This is a genomic window from Marinimicrobium hydrolyticum (assembly GCF_030848505.1).
Classification (GTDB): Bacteria; Pseudomonadota; Gammaproteobacteria; order Pseudomonadales; family Cellvibrionaceae; genus JAVDDU01.
Genome location: NZ_JAVDDU010000001.1, coordinates 717,313 through 741,293, shown reverse-complemented (window position 1 = coordinate 741,293; position 23,981 = coordinate 717,313). Strand labels below are relative to the sequence as shown.

At 54.2% G+C, this 23,981-nt stretch carries 20 protein-coding genes and 1 tRNA gene; 2 read left to right on the top strand and 19 right to left on the bottom strand.

Going from position 1 to position 23,981, the window contains the following annotated elements; genetic code table 11:
- The first annotated feature begins 247 nt into the window (after positions 1-247).
- Positions 248-1,786 (top strand): lytic transglycosylase, encoded by a 1,539-nt coding sequence (locus RBH33_RS03295; RefSeq protein ID WP_306730692.1) that lies wholly within the window; start codon positions 248-250, stop codon positions 1,784-1,786.
- A 197-nt stretch (positions 1,787-1,983) separates the two neighbouring features.
- Here the strand turns inward: RBH33_RS03295 and RBH33_RS03290 are convergent, their stop codons facing one another.
- The 15 genes from RBH33_RS03290 to RBH33_RS03220 all read right to left on the bottom strand — a co-directional run bounded on the left by RBH33_RS03290 (position 1,984) and on the right by RBH33_RS03220 (position 20,640).
- Positions 1,984-3,855 (bottom strand): SurA N-terminal domain-containing protein, encoded by a 1,872-nt coding sequence (locus tag RBH33_RS03290; protein ID WP_306730691.1) that lies wholly within the window; start codon positions 3,853-3,855, stop codon positions 1,984-1,986.
- Positions 3,856-4,188: 333 nt separating this feature from the next.
- Positions 4,189-4,461, bottom strand: coding sequence for an HU family DNA-binding protein (locus RBH33_RS03285; RefSeq protein WP_024460227.1), 273 nt, complete (start codon positions 4,459-4,461; stop codon positions 4,189-4,191).
- A gap of 322 nt (positions 4,462-4,783) precedes the next feature.
- Positions 4,784-7,201, bottom strand: a complete 2,418-nt coding sequence (gene lon, locus RBH33_RS03280) for an endopeptidase La (protein WP_306730690.1) — start codon at positions 7,199-7,201, stop codon at positions 4,784-4,786.
- Between the two features lie 151 nt (positions 7,202-7,352).
- On the bottom strand, positions 7,353-8,642 hold the full coding sequence (gene clpX / locus RBH33_RS03275; protein WP_306730689.1) for an ATP-dependent Clp protease ATP-binding subunit ClpX: 1,290 nt from the start codon (positions 8,640-8,642) through the stop codon (positions 7,353-7,355).
- 233 nt (positions 8,643-8,875) lie between these two features.
- The gene (gene clpP / locus RBH33_RS03270) at positions 8,876-9,508 is read right to left on the bottom strand and encodes an ATP-dependent Clp endopeptidase proteolytic subunit ClpP (protein WP_306730688.1); all 633 of its coding nucleotides are present in this window, start codon (positions 9,506-9,508) and stop codon (positions 8,876-8,878) included.
- A gap of 176 nt (positions 9,509-9,684) precedes the next feature.
- The gene (tig, locus tag RBH33_RS03265; protein ID WP_306730687.1) at positions 9,685-11,004 is read right to left on the bottom strand and encodes a trigger factor; all 1,320 of its coding nucleotides are present in this window, start codon (positions 11,002-11,004) and stop codon (positions 9,685-9,687) included.
- A 74-nt stretch (positions 11,005-11,078) separates the two neighbouring features.
- A tRNA-Leu gene (locus RBH33_RS03260) sits at positions 11,079-11,163 on the bottom strand.
- Between the two features lie 149 nt (positions 11,164-11,312).
- Positions 11,313-12,206: a TraB/GumN family protein gene (locus RBH33_RS03255; protein ID WP_306730686.1), complete on the bottom strand. Its 894-nt coding sequence runs from the start codon at positions 12,204-12,206 to the stop codon at positions 11,313-11,315.
- Complete coding sequence (locus RBH33_RS03250) at positions 12,203-13,627, bottom strand: cupin domain-containing protein (protein WP_306730685.1); 1,425 nt, start codon at positions 13,625-13,627, stop codon at positions 12,203-12,205. Before RBH33_RS03250 ends, RBH33_RS03255 begins: the two co-directional genes overlap by 4 nt.
- A gap of 131 nt (positions 13,628-13,758) precedes the next feature.
- Complete coding sequence (gene fadA / locus RBH33_RS03245) at positions 13,759-14,937, bottom strand: acetyl-CoA C-acyltransferase FadA (RefSeq protein WP_306730684.1); 1,179 nt, start codon at positions 14,935-14,937, stop codon at positions 13,759-13,761.
- A gap of 16 nt (positions 14,938-14,953) precedes the next feature.
- Positions 14,954-17,113, bottom strand: a complete 2,160-nt coding sequence (fadB, locus tag RBH33_RS03240) for a fatty acid oxidation complex subunit alpha FadB (protein ID WP_306730683.1) — start codon at positions 17,111-17,113, stop codon at positions 14,954-14,956.
- A gap of 129 nt (positions 17,114-17,242) precedes the next feature.
- Positions 17,243-17,815, bottom strand: coding sequence for a helix-turn-helix domain-containing protein (locus RBH33_RS03235; protein WP_306730682.1), 573 nt, complete (start codon positions 17,813-17,815; stop codon positions 17,243-17,245).
- Between the two features lie 14 nt (positions 17,816-17,829).
- Positions 17,830-18,492 (bottom strand): SDR family oxidoreductase, encoded by a 663-nt coding sequence (locus tag RBH33_RS03230; RefSeq protein WP_306730681.1) that lies wholly within the window; start codon positions 18,490-18,492, stop codon positions 17,830-17,832.
- A 33-nt stretch (positions 18,493-18,525) separates the two neighbouring features.
- Positions 18,526-18,879 (bottom strand): MmcQ/YjbR family DNA-binding protein, encoded by a 354-nt coding sequence (locus RBH33_RS03225; protein ID WP_306730680.1) that lies wholly within the window; start codon positions 18,877-18,879, stop codon positions 18,526-18,528.
- Between the two features lie 63 nt (positions 18,880-18,942).
- Positions 18,943-20,640, bottom strand: a complete 1,698-nt coding sequence (locus RBH33_RS03220; RefSeq protein WP_306730679.1) for an NAD-dependent malic enzyme — start codon at positions 20,638-20,640, stop codon at positions 18,943-18,945.
- A gap of 212 nt (positions 20,641-20,852) precedes the next feature.
- Between RBH33_RS03220 and RBH33_RS17720 the strand changes: the two genes are divergently transcribed.
- On the top strand, positions 20,853-21,134 hold the full coding sequence (locus RBH33_RS17720) for a hypothetical protein (protein ID WP_373568214.1): 282 nt from the start codon (positions 20,853-20,855) through the stop codon (positions 21,132-21,134).
- A 9-nt stretch (positions 21,135-21,143) separates the two neighbouring features.
- Here RBH33_RS17720 and RBH33_RS03215 read toward each other — a convergent pair whose 3' ends face one another.
- From RBH33_RS03215 to ffh, 4 genes are read right to left on the bottom strand one after another with little or no spacing between them, the layout of a single operon-like run.
- Positions 21,144-21,656, bottom strand: coding sequence for an SRPBCC domain-containing protein (locus RBH33_RS03215; RefSeq protein ID WP_306730678.1), 513 nt, complete (start codon positions 21,654-21,656; stop codon positions 21,144-21,146).
- A gap of 1 nt (position 21,657) precedes the next feature.
- Positions 21,658-21,996 (bottom strand): DUF2956 family protein, encoded by a 339-nt coding sequence (locus RBH33_RS03210; RefSeq protein WP_306730677.1) that lies wholly within the window; start codon positions 21,994-21,996, stop codon positions 21,658-21,660.
- Between the two features lie 5 nt (positions 21,997-22,001).
- On the bottom strand, positions 22,002-22,427 hold the full coding sequence (locus tag RBH33_RS03205; protein ID WP_306730676.1) for an META domain-containing protein: 426 nt from the start codon (positions 22,425-22,427) through the stop codon (positions 22,002-22,004).
- A gap of 8 nt (positions 22,428-22,435) precedes the next feature.
- Complete coding sequence (gene ffh / locus RBH33_RS03200) at positions 22,436-23,845, bottom strand: signal recognition particle protein (protein ID WP_306730675.1); 1,410 nt, start codon at positions 23,843-23,845, stop codon at positions 22,436-22,438.
- Positions 23,846-23,981: the final 136 nt, after the last annotated feature.

The following is a 23,981-nucleotide window of genomic DNA, read 5'->3' as shown; positions in this document are numbered from 1 at the left end:
AACCGCCTGCTAAACTCTATTTAGGCGCTAATTTGGAACTTGTGGCACTAGGCGCCATCTGAGGCTAGGCGCCCAAGTTACCTTGACCAGGGTTTGACCAGCACCTAGAATCGCATAAATCCTCCGAGCGGGTGAGCCTAGCGCCACTCGCCGTGACCCATAACAAATACGTGACTTCATGAAGTTCTTAAAAAACCCCGTAGTAATCGCTTTTGGCTTGATTAGCGTAAGTGGGTGCAGCTCCCTCGTGAGTCAGCCAAATGATTCCTTTGCCCTGCCCTCCAGCGCGCGTATCAACATCGCGGATGAATACTGTCATTTTGACCCAGAGACTCATGGCGACTACGAAATTGCCGATTTGGGCAATCTTTGGCCGCGATTAAGGGCCGGCTATGGTTTTCCTGAAGCGGACAATGAACGCATTCAGACGTACGTAGACTGGTATAAACGCCACCCTCACTACATCGATCGTGTGGTGGAGCGCGGCAGCCGTTACCTCTATCACATCGTCAACGAGCTGGAAGCCAGAGACATGCCTCTGGAGTTGGCGCTGTTGCCCATCATCGAGAGTGCGTTTGATCCCTTTGCCTACTCCCATAGCCGCGCGTCCGGCATTTGGCAGTTCGTGCCGGCCACCGGCCGTTACTACGGATTGGATCAAAACTGGTGGTACGACGGACGTCGGGATGTAGTGGCTTCCACCGACGCAGCTCTGACTTACCTTTCGCGCCTGCACGCCCGTTTTGACAACGACTGGTTTTTGGCTCTGGCGGCTTACAACACCGGCGGAGGCAATCTGAATCGCTCCATTCGCCGCAATACCAGAGAAGGCCGACCCACAGATTACTGGTCCCTAAGGTTACCTAGGGAAACCCGGAATTACGTTCCCCAGCTCATCGCCCTAGCCCGAGTCATTGGGGACCCCGAAGCCCACGGAATTACTCTGCAACCTGTTCCTGACGAGCCTTATTTCGCCGAGATCATGGTGGACTCGCAGATCGACCTGGCGCAGGCGGCCGAGATGGCCGGCATCGACATCGACGAGCTTTACCTGTTGAACGCCGGGTACAACCGTTGGGCGACAGACCCGGAAGGCACGCATCGCCTTCTGATCCCGGTTCAGAACGCAGGCCAGTTTACCCAGCGCCTGGCAGAGCTCTCTCCTGAACAAAGAGTCAGTTGGACACGCTATCAGGTTAGGTCGGGCGACTCCCTGAGCACCATTGCCCGGCGGCACAGAACCAGCGTTGGGACTTTGCAGAGCGTCAACGACCTCAACGGTCACATTATTCGCGTCGGTCAAACACTGATGATTCCCACCGCGACTCAACCGGATGAGCACTATGCCTATAGCGCTGGCCAGCGGTTGGAACGACAACAAAATCGCGCGCGCGGTGCAGACGGCAGTCAGCGAATCGAGTATACCGTTCGCTCTGGAGATAGTTTTTGGAGGATTGCCCGTCAGCATGGTGTAACGGTCGGCGCCCTTACCAACTGGAACGGAATGGCCCCAGGGGATCGTTTAATGCCGGGGCAAAAACTGGTGGTTTGGACGAGAAATCAGGCAGTCGCCAGTGCTAGTGCTGAGCAGAGCCCAGCCTTCAACAACCGATCGACTGTGCGCAGAGTGAATTACCGAGTCCGGCAGGGAGACTCCATTGCCCGGATTGCCAATCGTTTTAATGTTAGCGTCAGCGATGTGCTGAGCTGGAATCAGGTTCCTGAAAACAGCTACATCCATCCGGGTCAGTCTTTAACCCTGTTCGTAGACGTTACTGGCAACTGAATTTAGAACGGTTAAGTAAGCTTTAGGCTGGCAATCTGTTTCGCGCCGCATAACGCGTGAAAGCTAGATAAAAAAGCGCAGGGAAAGCGCAAGGAACGAAAAGTGACCAGCACCAACTCCGCCAGTCAAACCCCACCGAAACGAAAACGCCCAATGCCCGCCTAAAAAAGCGGACATTGGGCGTGGCGTGTTACGTCTTAACGACGACGAATATCAGCACGCTCCTGGAGCATATCTTGATAAGCCGCATAGTCCTGTTGACCGAACATGCGACGAAGGTTCTGTGCCATGGCATCGCGCTCTTCAGCGCTCAACGCTTCCAGCGTGCCGGGATCCACATTAGCCAATACCACTACGTGGTAATCCAAACCAACATGAACACCGCCCACTACAGGCTCGTCGGTCGTGGGGCGAGGCATTGCAAAGGCGTGATTGACCAATTGGCGAGGCAGATCGGCTTCATCGCGACTGATCCCTTGCACTTCCTGCACGTCCAGGTTCCAGCGCTCAGCTACAGCGTCTACCGGCTCGCCTCTTTGCAGCGCTTCTTCCACCTGCTCTCCACGCTCTGTTAACAAGCGACGCGTCTCTTCCTCTTCCAGGTAAGTCGCGATCTGCTCACGGACATCGTCCAAAGGCCGAACGAACGCTTCTTGTCGATCAGTCTTCTTCACCACCACAACACGACTTGGGCTAAGCTCAAGTACATCGCTGGGATTACCGTGTTCCAACACCTCTTCTGAGAAGGCGGCCTGGATAACTTGTCTGTTGGCCGCAATACCTTCACCACCAGAGCGACCGAAAAGACCGGTGTTCTGAACCGGCAGACCCAACTCTTCCTCGACTTCTGCCAAGTCTTCAGCGTTAAAGGAGACTTCGCTCAACCTAGTCATCATCGTAACGAACTGGTTTTCTGCCTGCACTCGTTTTAGCTGTCGGGCAATTTCATCACGCTGGTCTTCAAACTGAACCGGATCCGAGCGACGCTCATCCATCAGCTTAATGAAATGTACGCCATACTCTGTTTCAACGGGTTCAGACACTTCACCCACGGACAGTGCGGCTAAGCGATCTTCAAAAGCCTCCGGGAATTCACCCTGCTCAATAAAGCCCAGGTCTCCGCCTTGGTTACGTGTACCAAAATCATCTGAAGTTTCACGCGCGACCTCGGCGAAATCTTCGCCAGCAGCCAATCGTGAAGCCACAGTTTCAAGACGCTCTTCATCACCGTCTTCGATCAAGATGTGCGCAGCGCGTCTTTGAACGCCCTCACGCTCGGCTGCAGCCATATTCTGCTTAAACTGTGCCCGCAGTTCAGACTCCGGAATGTCGATGTCATCCATCAACCGTTCCACGCTCAGTTCCACATAGTCCACGGCGACTTGTTCTTCCTGGGTGAACTCGGCCTGATTATTCTCGTAATACTCAATAATCTCTTCATCAGTAATACTGACTTCGTCGGCCACTCTCTCAGCGTTCAGGGTGACGTATTGAAAGTCGCGCGTTTGATAGCTTAACGCGATCAGGTGTTCCAGCTCTGCGGGCGTCACAAACCCACTTCCGGATATGCCATTGGCAAGCTGGTTAATCAGCATCTCTTCTTCCAAGGCTCGCCGATAAGTGGACGGCGTAAACCCTGCAGAGCGGAGCAGTTGCTGATAGCGGTTTGCATCGAAGCGACCGTCAGGGCCCCGAAACTCTTCGGTGGCGACGATCATGCTGTCGAGTGTCTCTGGACTGATGGCCATACCTTTGGAGCGAGCCTCCTGAACCAGGACGCTGCGTTGAATCAGGGTATCAATGGCAGCCGGGCGAAGCCTTTCATCACTGAGAAATTCGTCCGGCACGGAATCGCCAAAACGACTCAGCAGTTGACGCCTTTCCATATTGACCTGTCGGCTGACCTCCTGCTCGGTGATGTCCTCGCCATTCACCGTAACGACGGTATTAGGCGACCCCCCACCAGTGAACAACGCCTCAGCGCCGGACAAGGCAAAGATAATCACCAGAAGGCCGATTAAGATACCCGCCACAACCCCTTTGGTGTTGTCACGAAGACTTTGCAACATGTGTGTGTGCTCCTATTATTTGGCATAGCCGCAGTATCTGACCGCGCTATGCGACCAACGGCGGCAGTCCACTGCCCGCTGGCCAACGATCACTGATTTCGGGGAATCCCTGGTTCAGTGCTACTCTGAATTGGCAGTGCCGAATGATGGATTCGACCTCACCGGTTTAGCTAATAAAAAGGGCGCACCGTTCAGATGCGCCCTTTCATATTACCGCCCTTCATGGAAGGATACTGTTTAGTCGTTAAACCATCAGTCGACATCCAAGTACCGGCGGCTTTTATGGTGCTGTTTCAGCTCGGCCACTCTGGCCGGGCTGGCGGCCCAAAACGCTTAGTTAACGGCGTCTTTCAGCGCTTTACCTGCTTTGAAGCTCGGTACTTTAGCTGCTGCGATCTGTATTTCAGCGCCAGTCTGCGGGTTGCGACCGGTACGTGCAGCACGCTCTTTTACCGCAAAAGTGCCAAAACCAACCAGCACCACTTGATCACCTTTCTGCAGAGCGCCGGTAATGTTGTCTACCATGGCGTCCAAGGCGCGGCCGGCGGCTGCTTTTGGAATATCCGCAGATGCGGCGATGGCTTCGATTAGCTCGGATTTATTCACACTTAACCCCTTTTGATTATTGGTTCAGAAATCGATTATATACAGGTATGCTTCTGTGGTGCGGACTACTGAGGCCCCAATGCCGCCTGTTCGGCGAATGAATTGCGATTTATACCAACTGATATTAAGCGGGTCAAGAAGACAATGCAGCTTTCTGTGGCCTTTAACTCATTCTTACCGACTTTGATTGTATTTTGAGCAAATATCCTCGAAAACCTCATCGACCACCACCCTCTTTCGTAAATTCACCCGGAAACCGCTTATTGCCAACCAGCGGCTGTCCGGGTGCTTTATTGGAGTAACTGTAGAAACAAAAATTCCCTTAATGGGTGTTTATTCTGTTTCCACTCTCCTCCTGTTGAGCTTGTTTTTCCAGGGCCTGGAACTCTTCATCCGAAAGCGGCTTGGGCAGTTCCTGAAGAGCAAGCTGAAGTACTTCGTCAACCCACTGTACCGGTTTGATGTGCAGATCTTCCTTAATATTTTCTGGAATTTCTTTCAAATCACGTTCATTGTCCTTGGGAATAATCACCGTTTTAATGCCGCCGCGGTGAGCCGCCAGAAGTTTTTCCTTCAAGCCTCCAATACGCAGCACTTCGCCTCGCAGGGTGATCTCGCCCGTCATAGCCACATCGGCCCGAACGGGTATGCCCGTCAACACAGATACCAGTGCCGTGCACATACTGATCCCCGCGCTCGGACCATCTTTGGGGGTTGCGCCTTCTGGAACGTGAATGTGCACATCCACTTTCTCGTGATAATCCGGGGCGATACCGAGAATTTGCGCCCTGGAGCGAACGACTGTGAGTGCGGCTTGGATGGACTCCAGCATGACATCGCCTAGCGAACCGGTTTTAATCACGCGCCCTTTACCTTTCACGGCCGATGATTCAATGGTGAGCAGCTCACCGCCGACCTGGGTCCACGCCAAACCGGTCACCTGCCCCACTTGGTTTTCGCTCTCAGCGCGGCCAAAGTCAAACTTGCGCACACCGAGATAATTTTCCAACGAATCCGAGTCAATGACATCTGACGTGGTTTCCTTGGACTTAACGTGGTGGGTCACCACCTTCCGGCACAGCTTGGCAATTTCGCGCTCCAATCCGCGCACACCCGCTTCACGAGTGTAGTAACGAATCACATCCCGAATGGCCTCGTCTTTGATCTCAATTTCCTGCTCCTTCAAACCATTGGCTTTAAGCTGTTTGGGAATCAGGTAGCGAGTGGCGATATTCAGTTTTTCAACTTCTGTGTAGCCAGGGATTCGAATCACTTCCATCCGATCCAAAAGCGGCCCGGGGATATTCATGGTATTGGAAGTACAAACGAACATGACATCCGATAGATCGTAGTCAACTTCTAAGTAATGGTCATTGAAGTGTTTGTTCTGCTCTGGATCCAATACCTCCAGCAACGCGGAGGCGGGATCGCCCCGGTTATCCATCCCCATCTTGTCGATTTCATCAAGCAAGAAGAGCGGGTTGCGGACTCCAACCTTGGCCATTTTTTGGACCAACTTGCCGGGGAGAGAACCGATGTAGGTTCGTCTGTGCCCGCGGATTTCCGCTTCGTCACGGACGCCACCCAGAGCCATACGAATAAACTTCCGGTTGGTGGCGCGAGCGATGGACTCACCCAGAGAGGTCTTACCCACACCGGGGGGGCCCACCAAGCACAGGATCGGCCCTTTCATTTTCTTGACTCGCTGTTGCACAGCCAAGTATTCAAGAATTCGCTCTTTGACTTCTTCAAGTCCGAAGTGATCAGCCTCCAATACAGCCTCCGCACGCCCGAGATCGTGACGCACTTTGCTGCGCTTGATCCAGGGTACTTTGACCATCCAATCGATGTAGGCTCGAACCACCGACGCTTCAGCGGACATCGGGGACATCATCTTCAATTTATTGAGTTCTGCGCGGGCTTTCTCTTCCGCGTCTTTGGGCATACCGGCTTCGGCAATCTTCGCCTCAAGGTCATCGGCTTCGTTGGCTTCGTCACCCATGTCGCCGAGTTCTTTTTGAATGGCTTTCATTTGCTCATTCAAATAGTACTCGCGCTGACTTTTTTCCATTTGTTGTTTAACGCGACCGCGAATTTTTTTCTCAACCTGAAACAGATCGATTTCCGCTTCCATCAAACCCAGCAGGTGCTCAATCCGCTCACGCACACCGACCATTTCCAAAATGCTTTGCTTTTGGGGCAACTCCATGGACATATGAGCGGCCACGGTATCGGCCAGTCGTCCAGCGTCGTCAATACCGCTCAACGACGTCATGACTTCGGAAGGCACTTTTTTGCTTAGGTTTACGTAGTGTTCGAACTGATTGATGGTGGAGTTGATGAGCGCTTCTGCTTCACGCTCGTCTAGCGGCTCTTCAGGTAATGCGCTCACTTGGGCCCGGAAGTGATGATCAACCGTGTCGATACGATCAATCTGGGCACGCTCGCCCCCCTCCACAAGTACCTTCACAGTACCGTCGGGCAACTTCAATAGCTGCAAAATGGTGGAAATGGTGCCAATGCCGTAAACGTCTTCTGCTTTGGGGTCGTCTTCAGCGGGATTTTTCTGCGCGACTAGCAACACTTGCTTGTCGGCAGACATAGCGCTCTCTAGCGCCTCAATTGATTTGTCCCGACCGACAAACAGCGGGATCACCATATGGGGATACACCACTACATCACGCAATGGAAGTAGAGGCAATTCATTGGTTTGTACAGCTTTCGGGTCTTGATCAACCATCGAGTTTCCCCTCGTTCTGGATAAGCAAACCGCAATTCGGGCTTAAAGGATGAAAGTTGGGGCGAACAGGCGAAAATGCAAGTAATCGCCTTAAAAATACCAAAAAAAAGCGCCAAAAGGCGCTTTAACTACGCAAAAACGCCATGTTCAATCAGTCCTCTTTCGCTACTTTCGCTGGCGTCTCGGCACGTTCGTACACCAGCAAAGGTTCAGACTCGCCGCGGATAACCGCTTCGTCGACTACAACTTTGACGACATTCTCCTCAGACGGAATACGGTACATGGTATCTAACAGTACAGATTCCATAATGGAACGCAAGCCTCGCGCGCCGGTTTTGCGATCCATGGCTTTTTTAGCCACAGCCTCAAGCGCGTCGGTGCGAAAATCAATTTCTACGCCTTCCATTTCGAACAGGCGTTCGTATTGTTTGGTCAGTGAGTTCTTGGGTTCTGTAAGTATTTGAACCAACGCTGGCATGTCCAGCTCGTCCAGCGTAGCGATGACGGGTAGCCGCCCCACAAACTCTGGAATCAGTCCGTAGCGCACCAAATCTTCCGGTTCGAGTTGGTGCAGAATCTCACCAAACTTACTGCTGTCGTCCTTACTTTTGACTTCAGCGCCAAACCCGATACCGCCTTTCTCAGAGCGGTCTCGAATCACTTTATCCAAACCGGCAAAAGCGCCGCCACAGATAAACAGTATGCTGCCCGTATCCACCTGCAAGAATTCCTGCTGCGGATGTTTGCGTCCACCCTGAGGCGGCACGGAGGCGACGGTTCCTTCGATCAATTTTAGCAGAGCCTGCTGTACACCCTCACCCGACACATCGCGAGTGATTGAGGGGTTATCAGACTTGCGGGAAATCTTGTCGATCTCGTCAATATAAACAATGCCCTGCTGGGCTTTATCGACATCGTAATCGCATTTCTGCAGCAATTTTTGAATGATGTTTTCAACGTCTTCACCGACGTAGCCAGCTTCTGTCAGAGTCGTGGCATCAGCAATGGTAAAAGGTACATCCAGCAGCCGGGCCAAGGTCTCTGCCAGCAGGGTCTTACCACTGCCGGTTGGGCCCACGAGCAAGATGTTACTCTTGCCGAGCTCTACGGGATTTTTGCTTTTATCGACGCTGCGCAAACGCTTGTAGTGGTTGTACACCGCTACGGCCAATACTTTTTTGGCGCGTTGCTGCCCGATCACATACTGATCAAGAATCGCGGAAATTTCATGAGGCTTAGGCAGCTTTTCAGAGCCACCCTCAGAAGTACTTTCCTGAATCTCTTCCCGAATGATGTCGTTGCACAAATCAACGCATTCATCGCAGATGAACACTGAAGGCCCTGCGATCAGCTTGCGTACTTCATGCTGACTTTTGCCACAAAAAGAGCAATACAGCAGCTTGCCGTTTTTGTCGCCGTTGTCACTGGTGTGATCGGTCATTAAACCACTCCGTCAAATAGACATAGAACAAGGTGCCGTTCCCTGTTCCAAAATTCAGAGACCGCCCGCACTGGGCCGGTCCAAATAGGGGATGGCTCATGGAGAACCCGATCCAACCCCTGTTAATCGCCAAGTTGGCGCAAGATGCGTCTTATTCCGGCTATTTCCAGGAAAAAACCATCGTTAAGGCTATCTTAGTGCTTGCGAGCCCAGCATTCAAACCGGACTTACCGTTATTTACCTGCGCGGCTTTGAATGACCTCGTCTACCAACCCATATTCCTGGGCGCGCTGGGAGGTCATAAAATTGTCGCGCTCGGTGTCAATCGCGATTTTCTCCACCGTCTGACCTGTATGGAAGGCCATTAGTTCGTTCAGGCGCTCCCGGATGCTGAGGATTTCCTTAGCCTGAATATGGATATCCGATGCCTGGCCCTGCGCGCCGCCGCTGGGCTGATGGATCATGACCCGGGCATTGGGCAGACAAAAGCGCTTACCTTTAGCCCCAGCCGCCAACAGGAATGAACCCATGCTGCAGGCTTGACCTATACACATGGTGCTGACATCCGGCTTGATAAACTGCATGGTGTCGTATATGGCCATGCCGGCGGTAACCGCACCACCGGGTGAGTTAATATACAGGTGGATGTCCTTGTCGGGGTTTTCGGCTTCAAGAAACAGAAGCTGGGCCACGACCAAGTTCGCCATGTGATCTTCGACCTGGCCCACCAGAAAAATTACCCGCTCTTTCAGCAAACGCGAGTAAATATCATAGGAACGCTCACCGCGGGCGGTTTGTTCCACCACCATTGGCACTAGACCAGACGCAGTGACCTCGGGGATTCGGTTCGGGAATTCATTCGACATATAGAGGCGTGTCCTTATTCATCATCCGGCAGTCCGCCCCGTGAGAGGTGGACTGCGTAAATCGTCTAGAGGAGCTTAACCTGAGAAACCGCTGGATGCCAGCATTGGGGCGTGTTTGGAGGAGAGACTGGCCGCGAAACAACCGTTTCGCGGCTTTTTTATCCAACTTTGATCCGTCAGCCGGCATTTTCCGATTTGTTGGCGACGATGTCATCGTAGCTGCTGCTCTCATCGGTCACCTTGGCTTCGCCAAGAATGTGATCGACCACCTGGTCTTCAAGCACCGCTGACTCGACTCCGGACATGAGCTCGCGGTTGCTGTAGTAGTACTCAACCACTTGCTCGGGCTCTTCGTAAGTGGAGGCAAGCTCTTCCACCATGGAGCGCACACGTTTGGCGTCAGGCTTAATTTTGTTCTCTTTGATGACTTCACCAACGATCAGACCCAGAGCAACGCGACGCTCGGCTTCCTTCTGGAACATGTCGTCCGGCAGCAAAGATTTGATATCGAAGTTTTGCTGTTGACCACCGAAGCGCTGCATCATCTGATTGCGCAAAACGTCAATTTCACTAGAAACTAGCGCTTTAGGCAGCTCGGGCTTGTGGCTTTCGAGCAGTGCATCCATAACCTGAGCTTTAGTCTTGGCTTTAAGAGCGTGACCCAGTTCGCGCGCCATATTGGCTTTTACTTCCTTGCGGAATTGAGTCTTACCACCCTTCTCTACGCCAAATTTTGCGTAGAAGTCTTTGTTAAGTTCGGGCAGTTTTTTCTCGGATACTTTGTTGACCTTGACTTTGAACTCTACGGAAGCTCCACGCAGTTCTTCAGCCTGGTAGTCCTCGGGAAACGTGAGGGGAACCACTTTTTCATCGCCGGCTTTCAGACCCACCAGGGCGTCTTCAAATCCGGGGATCATGGAGCCAGAACCCAATACCAGGTTTTGGCCTTCGGCTGAACCGCCGGAGAATTCTTCACCATCTTTGGTGCCGACGAAGTCGATGTTAACTTGGTCACCTTCGGCGGCGGCACGGTCCACTTCTTCAAAGCTGGCCTGCTGCTCGCGCAGAACTTCGACCATCTTGTCGACATCTTCGTCTGTTACTTTGGCGTCGTAGCGGGTGATTTCATAACCGGAAAAATCGCCCAATTCCACGGTCGGGTAAACTTCAAAGGTCGCTACGAATTCCAGGTCCTTACCTTCGCCAATTTCTTTAGGCTCAATGGCGGGTTGGCCAGCCGGCTTAACGGACTCTTTCCGCACGGCTTCGTAGAACGAACTGCTGATAACTTCGCCTACAACTTCCTGACGGACGCCGGCGCCATAGCGCTGCTTGACCACCTTCATCGGCACCTTGCCCTTGCGGAAGCCATTCATGCGAATGTTCTTGGCGGCCTCTTGCAGACGTTTTTGTACTTCGCTTTCCACCTTTTCGGCGGGCACGCCAATGGTCAGGCGGCGTTCAAGACCAGACGTCGTTTCAATGGAAACCTGCATATCTTCCTCGTAGCATAAAGGCGATGAATTCGCGTTCTAACCGCGCGTCAGGATGAGGCACGGAACAATAAATATGGTGCGGTCGGAGAGACTCGAACTCTCACACCTCTCGGCACCAGAACCTAAATCTGGCGTGTCTACCAATTCCACCACGACCGCAAGAGCCAAGGCGCACTAGGGCGCTTGACGATTTCTTTCGCAAAGATCACAAGTTGTTGATTTTTATGGGGAAACTCAAAAAATCAACGCGAGCACTGGCGCGAAGGCTGGTGATTGTGCCATAAGCACCCGGGAGGTTCAACAATCCCTCAATCCACACGGCTGACTCGGTAGCCCTGCTGCCCCAATAGGTTAACCAAGCCGTCCTCCCCAAGCAGGTGCCCAACGCCAACCACCAGGAATACCTTCTCACCCTGGTTTAGGTATCCGTCCAGCACCTCAACCATGGCCTTGTTACGCAAACGGAAAACCCGATGATAGAGCTTCTGGCTGTAGTCTTCCTCATTGAATGCACCGAGCACGGCCTTCTCCAGGGCCTCCACGTCACCCACCTGCCAAGCTTGGGCCAGAGCACTCAGGTAAGCGCTACCCGCATCGAAATCTTGCAGAGTACGGGCAAGAAAGTCGTTTTGTTGGCGTTCACTTAAACCCGCAAATAGCGCCAATTGCTGCTCCAGGGTTTCCAGCTCTCGAATCTCTGTGTTCTGGTCAGCCCGGGCCAACCCCAGAAAATAGCTGTCCAACCCCAGACTCTGTTGATAGCCACTTAGGGACACCTGCAGACTGACCAACTGTAAGGCGGCTAACCAGGGCTTAATGTTTAGCCACTGCTCGGGGTCGAGACCCAGAGCTTGACTTTGGTGCTGTAGCTGAAACCAAAGTTCGGGATCCAAGTGCTGGGATAGATTGCGGTTCTCGGAGTACTGCCCCAAGCGGCGCACCGCTTGTCGAGCAAGATTGGGGGGGAGCGAGTCCGAGTCCAACTCTACCGCAAGTACGTCCGACTCTTGGTAAGCGGCCAGCACACGCCCTGGAAGTGGATAAAAGCTCTCAGCCCCGAAATGCAGAGAGCCAAACAAATACAGCCGCGCCCCCGATTGAGGTTGTTCGACTCGCCAAAGTGCGGGTTCGGCGCCAAAGCTTGGAGCACTGAACAGGGACAGAAGACTTAGAATTAACGCCCCAGTAAGCCATCTACTCATAGCGCCTCCCTGGGCATAGCCGCCAAAAAGGTGCCGCCAGCGTCGGTATGGAAGTGCCCCTCTCGGCAACAGGAAGCCAGCAGCCGAGCACTACCCGGCTGCAAAGGCTGGTTAACGTCCTGATCCCAGGAGACACCACCCTTTAAGCCCATAATGAGGAGATAATTGGCGTCCTTTCCGTAACTGGAAAAGGCACGCCTAAGGCGCGCTAAGGGCAAGGACACTCCGGCATCCAACACGATACGCAATACCTCAAAGCTGGGGAATTGCGCGAGCTGTTCAGCACTTACCCCGGGGGAAAGTACCCAGCGCTGTGGAGGATGCTGGATTGGCGACTCCAGTGGAATCTCCTCCAGAATCTCCGACGTGTCCCACCGAGGCTGATTCAATACTTTTTGACCAAAGGAGAGTATCTGTCGCTCGTAATCCGGAGTCTGCAACTCAATCACGCGCACGCCATGCAAAAGCGAGTGCGGTGTCAGCGGGGTCACAGTGACCACATCGCCAGGTCGAACAGGACGCACGGCGGTGAAAACCTCCATGGTTTCACGCAGCTGTCGCTCAGCTTCATTGAGCTCGGGCGGCAAATCAGCCAGCCAACCCGCCAGCATGGCAACGGGAACCGGGGCACTGACACTGAACCCCTCCTGTAGTCGGCGCTCATCCAACAAAGCGTCGATTTTATTGCGGACCGCTTCGTACTCCTGCACCGCCCGAAGATAGGCACGCTTAAACGCCCGATCACTGGCATAGCGGGCACGCTTTTGGGGGCTAAAACCATAGCGAACGCCACCAACACCCCCTGGCCAAGCTCCGGAGTCTAGGTGAGTCACCACATAGACTTCCAGCTTGCTCCGGTGCACCTCAAAGTAAAGATCGCCAAAAACAGGGGCAGGATGAGGGTCAAGCTCCTTCAACAGTATGAGTTGGCGGGGCATTCCCGCTGAGAGTCGGCGCGGGGCCAGCTCGAGCAACCAGGGCAGTGGGGTCAGCAACCCATTGGCGGTCACCGCAGATTGGCCACGAGCTTCAATACCCGTATACCAGATTTCGTTGCCCCAGGGTTTGGGGATGCTAACCGAGGCAAGCTCTAAAGGGTCGGACAGGCTGAGCCAAGGAGCGCCACTGCTGTTAGCGAATTCAAGTAAAGCACCTCGATCGGGGGGCAGCGCCGCAACCTGATCAGCCAGTACGGGAGTGTATGGCAGGAGCGCCACTTCGATACGGGGACTGCTTGACGCTTCGGATCGGGATAGCACCAGAAGTGCCAGCAGGCGCAACCTGGGCTCACCGGGAAGGTAGTACTGCTGACAGGAAAAACTTAAGGCAAAGCAGCGCTCGGCCGGCCCGACTTGCGCCAAGGCGGCAATCTGCTCATCCAGAGCCTGCTCTGGGCTGGGACGGGAGTCGATAATGACCAAGTAAGGACCTTCCTCGCAAACGGCGCTGGGGGCGCAGTCTAGCAGAAGCGTTTGCGAGGACAAAGATTCCCATTAATGGCGCGAAGCTGAACGCCGGCAAAGCAGCCGCACTTAAGCCAAGTTACGGCTGACTAGTCAATGCGCTCAATAACGGTACTGATCCCCTGCCCCAAACCGATGCACATGGTGGCCACACCCAGGGTTAGATCTTTCTCGGTCATAACCGTCAACAAAGAACCGGTAATCCGTGTACCGGAGCAACCAAACGGATGACCCAGTGCAATGGCGCCGCCATTCAAGTTAAAGCGCTCGTCTACGCTATTCAGCAGTCCAAGGTCCTTCAAAACCGGTAACGCCTGGGCGGCAAATGCCTCGTTCAATTCCAGGCACTCAATGTCCTCCATGGTAAGGTTAGCCGCGCGCAGGGCTTTTTCCGTCGCGGGTACCGGGCCATAGCCCATGATGGAGGGGTCGACGCCGGCCAGGCCAGTGGAAACCACTTTTGCCAGTGTCGGTAGTCCCAAGGCTTGCGCCCGCTCCGCCGACATGACCAGCATGGCGGAAGCGCCGTCCGATAACTGTGACGACGTCCCCGCCGTGACTTGACCATTGACCGGATCAAACACCGGCTTCAAATCGGCCAAACTCTCGGCGGTCACATCGGCGCGAATAGTTTCGTCCTGTGTCACCAGTACCGGATAGCCATCGGGTGTATGACCCGGGACAGGAATAATTTCCCGTCCAAAAGCACCGCGCTCGCGCGCCTGATAAGCCAGCTGGTGTGAACGGGCACCGAACTCATCCATCTGGCGCCGCTCGATGCCATGGAGGCGCGCCAGATACTCGGCGGTAATGCCCATATTGCCCGCCGCCTTGGCGACCGTCAGCCCGAGCAAGGGGTTGGGGTCTACGGCGTCGTACATGGGCAAATGCCCCAGGTGCTCAACACCACCAACCAGATACACCTCGCCAATCCCGGCACGAATATTGGCCGTGGCCGTGTGCAAGGCGGACATGGACGAGCCGCACAGTCTATTCACGGTTTGCGCCGGCACGTGGTGCGGCAGCCCTGCCAACAACCAGATGTTACGAGCAATGTTAAAGGCCTGCTCCTCGCGCTGGAGCACACAACCCCAGATAAAATCGTCCACCTCGCCCGCATCCAGTGCCGGATGACGAGCCAGTAAACCCTGAATCACGGCGACCGAAATATCGTCGGCACGGGTATGACGAAAACAGCCGTTTTTGGAACGCCCCATAGCACTGCGGGCGTAATCCACTATAACCACGTCTCTTGGATGTAAGCTCACAATCAGTCTCCTTGGCTTAACTGGGGCGAGGGTAAAAAATCGGTTCTTGCTTAAAGCGCTCGCGCGAACTCGGAGGCAATTGGTAAAGAGGACCCAAGGATTCGCATGCGGACAGCATTGCAGAAAAAGCGTCGGCGCCTAAGCTGTCGATCCAGCGCAGCACCCCGCCACGGAACGGAGGAAAACCAATCCCATAAATCAACGCCATATCGGCTTCGGCAGGGCTTTCAACGATGCCCTCATCCAGGCAGCGCATGAGTTCTGTTGCCATAGGGACCATCATTCTAGCGATAAGGGTTTCGTCATCGATATCAGCGCCTTTGTGTTCCACCTGCGCATTGATCAGCTGCTCGGCCTCCTCGCTAACCACCTTCTGCGGTTTACCCTTACGATCAAGTTGATAATCGTAGAAGCCGCGCTCATTTTTTTGTCCCAGTCGGCCAGCGTTGTGCAAAGCTTCGGTGCAGGAAACAAACTTTCGCTGCAAGCGATCCGGAAAAGCTTCCGCCATAACGCTTTCCGCGTGCAGCGCCGTGTCCAGTCCCACCACATCGAGCAGATAGGCGGGCCCCATGGGCCAACCCCAGGACTCCATGACCCGGTCAATGCGCCGGTAATCCACACCTTCACGCACCAATTCAGCGAAGCCGGCAAAATAAGGAAAAAGCACCCGGTTGACCAAGAAGCCTGGGCAGTCCTTCACCACTACGGGTTTTTTGCCCAGCGCCTGCGCATAGGCGACCGTGCGCGCAATGGCTTCATCCGAACTGCGCTCGCCCCGTATAACTTCCACCAATGGCATTGCGTGTACAGGATTAAAAAAATGCATGCCGCAGAAATTTTCCGGCCGCTGTAACGACTCAGCCAACGAGGTAATGGAAATGGTTGAGGTGTTGCTGGCCAAAATGACATCTTGAGAAACTTGGCGCTCTGTTTCTGCCAACACCGCTTTTTTGACGTCGGCGCGCTCGACTACGGCTTCTACAACGATATCCACTTGTTCGAAACCGTCGTAGCTTAACGCGGGCTCAATTCGATTGAGTGCATCCCCCATGGCCCGCACGTCGAGCCGACCCCGCTCCACTTGTTTGGCCAATAATTTGTTGGCCTCGGCGAGTCCCTGATCGATTCCCGCTTGGGCAATGTCCTTTAGTTTCACGGGCGTTCCTTTGACCGCTGACTGGTAAGCGATGCCTCCACCCATAATACCAGCGCCCAGGACGGCGGCGCGGTTCACTGGCTTCTCTGCCCTACTCGCCCATTGTTTGGCTTTTTTCCCAAGCTTTTGGTCATTGAGAAATAACCCCACAAGCGCCTGAGCCGTTGGGGTGCTCGCCAACTTCGCAAACGTTTCCGTTTCCAGTTCCAGTGCTTGCTCACGAGAGAGGCCAGCGGCTTTTTGCATCACTTTGACGGCCGCGAGTGGCGCGGGATAGTGTTTCCCTGCCTGCGCCGCAACGACGCCTTTGGAAGATTCAAACGCTAAACCGGCCTCAGTGGGATTTAATCTCAATGGCTCGGTTTTGGCTTTGCGCCGAGCCTGAAAACTCATCAGCCCAGAGCGGCACTGAGCCAGGGTATGTAGGCCAGCCGCGTGAAGCTGCCCACTGTCCACTACTGCATCAACTACCCCGACTTTAAGCGCCGCATCTGCTTTGTAGTCTCGACCTGACGCGATCCATTCGACGGCGGTGTCCACACCTGCCAACCGAGGTAAGCGCACAGTGCCGCCCCAGCCTGGGATTATTCCCAGTTTGGTTTCCGGCAATCCCAAGCGCGCCCCGTGCGCTGCAATGCGGTAATCACAGGCCAGGCACAATTCCATGCCACCACCGAGTACATGACTATCTACCAGCGCCACCACGGGCACGGGCAAATCTTCCAGGCGATTAAAATTGCGAATATTTTTCGTCAAATGGGCCTTTACGCTATCACCGCCGGCCGCAAATACTGCCTCGAATTCGGCAATGTCCGCACCGACCATAAACGATGACTTGGCGCTGGTGACGAGCACACCGGTTAGCTCGCTTCGAGCCTCAAGGAGATCCAGCGCTTCGCTTAACTCGGTTACCGCGCGAGCATTAAATTTATTAACGGACTCGCCCTGCAGATCAAACGTAAGTTCCACAACACCGTCATCTAACGCTGTGAGTCTCAATGTGTTTCCCTGGTACATAGCTGCGCCTCTTATTCCGCTTGACCGGGCCAATGGGCGGCCCACTTATCGATCAGTTAAGAATGAATACCTATAAATAGCGTAACAGGTTTTTACTGGCTTGCAGGTGACAAGAATAGTACGTTGGCATTACTCGGCGATTACGGCTTGCGCAGCAAACACCAGAGCACTGATTGTACCGGCGTTGCGCACTCGGTAGGGTTGAGATGCGGGCAGGTAAAACCCATCACCAGCGGCCAATGCAAACACTCGCGCGCCAAGACTCAACTCCAACTCCCCTTCTACCAGCCAGCCTACCAATCCCACTCTCTCTGAGCGGCACTCGGGCCCACTGTCACTGCCGGGAGCCAATCGATAACGGCGCATGGTCAGGTGAGCGCCGTCGGCCTCCGAGGGCAAAGCGGCGCATTCAATACCTGAAGCCCCGCAAACGTCTTGCCGTAAATCGCGGGCTCGATAGATGGCCCTGGGCTCCTGACTCGGATCGCAAGCAAAAAACTGGGTGAGAGAGAGAGGGATAGCATCAAGCAATCGAGCGAGGGAGCTTACGGATGGGCTTACTGCGCCCTGCTCGATCATGGAGATATTGCTATTGGTGACGCCGGCCCGGCGGGCCAACTCGCGCTGAGAGAGTCCATTGAGCTCCCGCACTAATTTCAGCCGCTGGCCGAGGTCGAATTCGATATTATCGGGTATGGCCATTGACGTGTTCCGCCCTACCAGGGCAGTCGCTCGCCATTGGAATGCCAAAAACCGCCGGTGGTTTCGAGGCTGAGATCCTCAATTCGTTGAGCCAGCCGCTCTGCGGCTACAGCGGGAGTTATATCGCCCGCGCCCCCTACCATATCGGTCTGAACAAACCCCGGGTGCAAAATCGCTACGGAAACGCCCCTTGGCGCCAAATCGTGAGCCAAGCTCATGCCAGCGGCATTAAGGGCGGCTTTACTCATGCGGTAACCATAGGAACCGCCAGAGGTGTTGTCAGCAATGGAACCCATCCGGCTGGTAATCAGCGCCACCTTAGCGCCTTTACGCAAGTTGGGCAGAAGCGACTCTGTAACGCGCAGGGGACCAATGGCATTGACCTCGAACTGACGCTCAACATCGGCGTAATCAATATCGCCCAGGCTCTGGCTTTTCAAGACTCCGGCATTGTTTATGAGGATGTCGATGCTTTTACCATCCAGTGTGCGTGCAAGCTCGCCGATGCCAGCGGCACGACTAACATCCACGCCCTCTATGACGTTGGCACCACTGTCGCCGAGTGCCTTCGATGCTTTACGACACGCACCGTAGACTTCATAACCGGCTTTGACATAGTGCCGACACAACTCGAGGCCAATACCACGATTGGCGCCAGTAATCACTACACAGCCCATAATCCTTCCTCGCAGATAGTTTTTAACAGCCCGCTAGCTCTGCAGTCGCCGTTGATCCGCCTCTGGCAAATTCTCGATCACGCGTTGGTAAGAGTGATCAACCAACTCGCGCACCAAATCGTCGGGCACACTACCGTCGAGCAGAACGGTGTTCCAATGCACTTTGTTCATGCGTCGGCCAGGCTCTATGCCGGGATAATTATCCCGCAGCTCCTGCGCCCAATCGGGATCGCACTTCAAGTTTACAAAGGGCACGTCATCTTCTTCTCCTAATGTGGCGAAAAGTTTGTGACACACCTTGAAAACTGGCAGTTCTGCACCCGAAGGATGAAGTTCCTTAGCCTCTGGTTTGGCCAAGATATACTCTTTGGCGCTCTCATAGTCCATTGGATTAGCCTCGTGACTTAGTATTTACTCAGTAGGTTTCGAAAAAAGCACGTTCGCACCACCTTAAAAAGAGGTGCGGCGATAATCGCGATACGCAGGTTCCCAAAAATTGGCGGCGATCTTGTCGTCGATCAGCTCCTCCGGTACGGGCATGGCCACACCGTCTTCCACGGCCTGCATAAACACGGCGCGGGCAATGAGCTTACTGACCTGGCGAATCTCGCCCAGTGGTGGCAGTAGCGCTCCTTGCCCCGTTTTAACCATTGGTGATGAGTCGGCCAGCGCGCGGCTGGCGGCAATCATCATGCTGTCTGTAATCCGCGTCGCTTTGGCGGCGATAACACCAAGCCCGACACCTGGAAAAATATAACTGTTGTTACACTGTGCAATTTCATGCCGCTGGCCAGCGATCTCCACTGGGTCAAAGGGACTACCTGTGGCCACAATGGCTTTTCCACCTGTCCAGCGTAATATGTTTACCGGCGTCGCCTCAACTTGAGACGTCGGATTCGATAGCGGGAGGATAATGGGCCGCTCAACATGCCCAAGCATAGCTTCCACCACCGATTTATCAAATAGCCCCGGTTGACCCGAGACGCCGACCAGCACCGTGGGCCGAGCGTTAATCACAACATCCAGCAGACGAATATTTTCAGGCTCTTTACTGTGCGCCAGCGTCCAATCTTGCACTTGCTCCCGCGGCGTTGCCAAGCCCTTCTGAAAATCCCGCAGCCCTTGAGCACCTTCAAGCAGCAAACCGCTGCGATTGAGCATAAACATGCGCCCAGTCGCTTCGACCTCCGAGAGTCCTTCCTGTTGCATGAGATTGACGATCTGTTCAGCAATACCGCAACCGGCCGAACCTGCACCTGCGAATACAACTCGCTGATCACTCAATCGTTCGCCTTTGGCCCGGCAGGCGGCCAACAAAGTACCTACTGTAACCGACGCGGTACCCTGTATGTCATCATTAAAGCAACAAAGATCGTCCCGATAACGCTCTAACAGTGGCGTGGCGTTAGTCTGCGCAAAATCTTCAAACTGCAGCAGTGCCTGCGGCCAGCGCACTTTCACCGCTTGGATAAACTCCTCAACAAACTCATAATAAGCGTCGCCGCTAATGCGCTCATGGCGCCACCCCAAATACATCGGGTCTTTGATGAGATTTTCATTATTGCAGCCCACATCCAGCACGATAGGCAGCGTATACGCCGGGCTGATGCCTCCGCAAGCAGTATAGAGCGCCAACTTCCCGATCGGAATGCCCATGCCTCCGATGCCCTGATCGCCGAGCCCCAAGATGCGTTCACCGTCAGTGACTACAATGACTTTGACGTTCTGTTTGGTGGCGTTCTGCAGCATGTCATCAATACGGTCGCGATCCGGATAACTGATAAAGAGGCCACGCTTGCGACGGTAAATTTTTGAAAACTGTTGGCAGGCTTCTCCCACTGTGGGCGTGTAGATCAACGGCATGACTTCCTGCAGATGATCCGTTACCAGCCGGAAATACAGTGTTTCGTTGGTATCTTGAATATTGCGCAAATAGATGTGCTTATCGATGTCAGTCTGGAACGAACAGAGCTGTTGATAGGCTCGCTCCTTCTGCTCCTCAATAGCTTCAATACTGTGGGGCAACAATCCTTCGAGGTTGAATTGCTGGCGCTCACGACGACTGAACGCGCTGCCTTTGTTAAGCAACGGCGCTTCTAACAGAGCGGGTCCAGCAAAAGGAATGTATATTGGGCGTTTTTGTACCATTCAATCCGTTACTCTAAGTTGGCGGCGGCATCCTAGCAGCCCGAGGATGCCCCGGCGCGACTTTCGTGGCATGTTAACACAGCCTTGGCAGCATAGGCAGGCTAGGTAGCGCTACCATTTGCGCTTGTAACTTTGTGAAACGTCGCCCGTTAAGGCACAATTTCTACTGTTCGCCCGTACCACTTGTTCTGAGTTATCTGATTCTACCGATTATGGAGTACAAAAAGATGCAACATTTGGTGGGAATGATCACGCTGGCAGCGCTGCTATCCGCGTGTCAAATAACGCAGCCCGACGCCGAACTAGAACGGGCGGGAACGCCTCAGGATACCGGTTTTGTAAAGTGTCCCGAACAGCGACCAGAAATGTGTACACACGAGTACAGACCCGTGTGTGGCATGGCAAACGAAGATGAGTGGCGAACCTACGGCAACGCATGCGTGGCTTGCGCGGATGAGAATGTGAAGGGCTATGTAGGCGGTGAGTGCGACTAAGCGTTCAGCTTAAATTTGGACGGCTTCGCTAGCGTCAGGAATCGCCCGCTCCGCGACGCGCACCATACTGTCGTTGGCGACTTTTTGCGCCCGAGCACACGCCGTTTTCAAGGCGGAAACTTTCCAACGGGCGAAAAAACCCTGCACACCAAATACATGCATTTCGGCGTTTACCTGGGTGCCATCTTCATAAGGTTGAAGCTGCATAGTCACCCGGGCTTTTTGCCAAGGCATGGGACTGTGCTCACCATCAGCTTCCCTATGCCGATAGGTGTATTCGTACTCAATCAGCGTCGGCTCTTCCATTCGCAGCATGCAAACGTGCGTCTCGTATTCGTGAGATTCGTTATCCGTGCGCATGATGAATCGTTTGCCGGGCGCTACGGGTGCGTCGTCGGTGCTGAGTTGGGCGCCGTGAAACTCCGGAAGTTGGTCAAAGTAGTGCCGGAAATCGGAGAGAAAGTGGTAAACGGCCCCAGGTGGCCGAGCAATAATATAGCGTGTTTTAAAAAACGTGATCACATTAGCCCCACAGAAAGTATGCCGCAAATAAAATCCATGACACTGCCAGCAACGCCCAGGGTAATCGTGCACCTGGCGCCACACCGGGCTCTGTAACATTGGCTATAGAGTCATCCGTTGCAGTGTCATCTGAGGCTTGCAGCCTTTGCACTTTCTTCGCCTTTTTATCCAGCTCACGTGCCTTGGCACTGTGCTGGCGTAAATGGTGTTCCATGGCGCGCTGAACCGCGGCGTTGATACGTTGAGTTTCGGCTCGGCTTTCTCCCTGAGCATTGACTGCTCGAACGATTTTGGCGGCCTCGCTTTTCAGGTCCCGGCTGGCTTTCTTATCCTTAGCCATAGCCTTCACTGTTTTTCCTCAGCCCGTTTGGCACTGATCAACACCTGACCATCGCCATCCATCAGTTGCAAAACATCGCCGCTTATAGCGACTCGTATCGCTTGAGGAAGCAACGCAAGAAATTCATTCTCTTGGGCCATAACGGAGGGGCTACACATCATTTTCGTGCCCGCCAACTCCGGATCGATGAACAGCTCTCCGTCGTCGTAACGGTAACTTCCAAAGAATCGATTGCAACTGGCATTCCCGCTCAGTTCGGATTCCAAAAACGTCAGGCTGGCCCGACTTTCTGAAACCGTGGGCTCACCGCCGATCGTTTCAACCCGCCATGAGCCCTGCAACTCTGCAGCACTGGGCACCGCGCCCGCAGCCTGACAGGCCACCAACACAGCGCCCAAAAGCAGTACAAGCGCAAGTCTTAATGAGGCCATCAAGGCAATCACTTACGCGGAAAGCCCGGCGGCAAACCGCCACCGGGTGGCATGCCGCCGGCTCCTCCACCACCGCCTGGAAACATGCCGCCCATGCCGCGCATCATTTTTTGCATGCCGCCGCCTTTCATTTTCTTCATCATCTTAGCCATCTGCTTGTACTGTTTAAGCAGACGATTGAGATCCTGAATTTGTGTCCCGGAGCCCTGGGTGATGCGACGTTTACGAGAACCATTGAGGTTATCGGGGTTGCGCCGCTCCGCTGGGGTCATGGAATTAATGATGGTTTCCATAACTTTGAACTGGTTGCCCATATTGGCCTGTTGAACCATTTGGCTCATGTTGCCCATACCCGGCATTTTCTCCATCATCGAACCGAGCCCACCCATGTTCTGCATTTGCTGGAGCTGGTCGCGCAGATCTTCGAGATCGAAACGCTGGCCCTTGCTCATCTTCTTGACTAAACGGTCGGCTTTGCTCCGGTCAATCTTTTGTTCCGCTTCTTCGATGAGCGACATCACATCGCCCATACCCAATATGCGGGAGACGATCCGGTCTGGGTGGAACACTTCAAGTGCATCCACCTTCTCACCCACACCTAGGAACTTAATGGGCTTGCCTGTCACCTGCCGAACCGACAGCGCAGCACCGCCGCGGGCGTCGCCATCCACTTTAGTGAGCACGACACCGGTTAGTGGCAAAGCATCGTTAAACGCCTTGGCTGTATTAACGGCATCCTGACCGATCATGGCATCAATCACGAACAGGGTTTCAGCAGGCGTTACGGCGCTGTGCAGGGACTTGATTTCCTGCATCAAGGTTTCGTCAATATGCAGTCGGCCAGCGGTGTCCACAATCACTACATCGGCAAACTGACGGCGTGCCTGATCAATAGCACCCTTGGCAATGGCCACGGGATCCTGATCGCTGCTGGAGGGGAAAAAGTCGACCCCCACCTCACCGGCAAGAGTCTCCAATTGCTGAATAGCTGCGGGGCGGTAAACGTCGGCACTGACCACCAGCACCTTTTTCTTTTCCCGGTCTTTTAGGTAACGCGCCAGCTTGGCGACCGAGGTGGTTTTACCCGCCCCCTGAAGCCCCGCCATCAGTATTACGGCCGGGGGCTTAACCGCCAGGTCCAGCCCCGTGCTGGTGCTGCCCATGGTCTCAACCAGCTCAGTTTCAACAATTTTGAGGAACTGCTGCCCGGGGTTGAGTGCCTTACTGATCTGCTGCCCCAATGCCCGGCTACGCACCTGATCGACAAAGGTTTTCACCACCGGCAGGGCCACATCCGCTTCCAACAGCGCCTTGCGAACCTCACGTAAGGTGTCTTTAATATTGTCTTCAGTCAGCCGCGACTTGCCGCTGACTTTGCGCAACGACTGGGAAAGCCGGTCACTTAACGAATCAAACATGAAAATTCCCACAGTTGGTAACAGGTGATGCCGCGATTATACCCCCAATACCGGGGGGCCGGTCCAGGGGACACGGGCCGCGCCATTGAGAGGCTACATGCTTCTCTTTAGTTCCTCCTTGTGACAAACTGCGGAC

What these genes read in the sequence shown, in the direction of transcription:
- RBH33_RS03205 (WP_306730676.1), bottom strand. Translation starts at nt 22,427, where the DNA reads ATGGCCTCATTAAGACTTGCGCTTGTACTGCTTTTGGGCGCTGTGTTG.
- RBH33_RS17720 (WP_373568214.1), top strand. Translation starts at nt 20,853, where the DNA reads ATGGAGTACAAAAAGATGCAACATTTGGTGGGAATGATCACGCTGGCA.
- RBH33_RS03255 (WP_306730686.1), bottom strand. Translation starts at nt 12,206, where the DNA reads ATGAGTAGATGGCTTACTGGGGCGTTAATTCTAAGTCTTCTGTCCCTG.
- RBH33_RS03230 (WP_306730681.1), bottom strand. Translation starts at nt 18,492, where the DNA reads ATGGGCTGTGTAGTGATTACTGGCGCCAATCGTGGTATTGGCCTCGAG.
- clpP (WP_306730688.1), bottom strand. Translation starts at nt 9,508, where the DNA reads ATGTCGAATGAATTCCCGAACCGAATCCCCGAGGTCACTGCGTCTGGT.
- RBH33_RS03235 (WP_306730682.1), bottom strand. Translation starts at nt 17,815, where the DNA reads ATGGCCATACCCGATAATATCGAATTCGACCTCGGCCAGCGGCTGAAA.
- clpX (WP_306730689.1), bottom strand. Translation starts at nt 8,642, where the DNA reads ATGACCGATCACACCAGTGACAACGGCGACAAAAACGGCAAGCTGCTG.
- RBH33_RS03210 (WP_306730677.1), bottom strand. Translation starts at nt 21,996, where the DNA reads ATGGCTAAGGATAAGAAAGCCAGCCGGGACCTGAAAAGCGAGGCCGCC.
- ffh (WP_306730675.1), bottom strand. Translation starts at nt 23,845, where the DNA reads ATGTTTGATTCGTTAAGTGACCGGCTTTCCCAGTCGTTGCGCAAAGTC.
- tig (WP_306730687.1), bottom strand. Translation starts at nt 11,004, where the DNA reads ATGCAGGTTTCCATTGAAACGACGTCTGGTCTTGAACGCCGCCTGACC.
- lon (WP_306730690.1), bottom strand. Translation starts at nt 7,201, where the DNA reads ATGGTTGATCAAGACCCGAAAGCTGTACAAACCAATGAATTGCCTCTA.
- RBH33_RS03225 (WP_306730680.1), bottom strand. Translation starts at nt 18,879, where the DNA reads ATGGACTATGAGAGCGCCAAAGAGTATATCTTGGCCAAACCAGAGGCT.
- RBH33_RS03220 (WP_306730679.1), bottom strand. Translation starts at nt 20,640, where the DNA reads ATGGTACAAAAACGCCCAATATACATTCCTTTTGCTGGACCCGCTCTG.
- RBH33_RS03290 (WP_306730691.1), bottom strand. Translation starts at nt 3,855, where the DNA reads ATGTTGCAAAGTCTTCGTGACAACACCAAAGGGGTTGTGGCGGGTATC.
- fadB (WP_306730683.1), bottom strand. Translation starts at nt 17,113, where the DNA reads ATGTACCAGGGAAACACATTGAGACTCACAGCGTTAGATGACGGTGTT.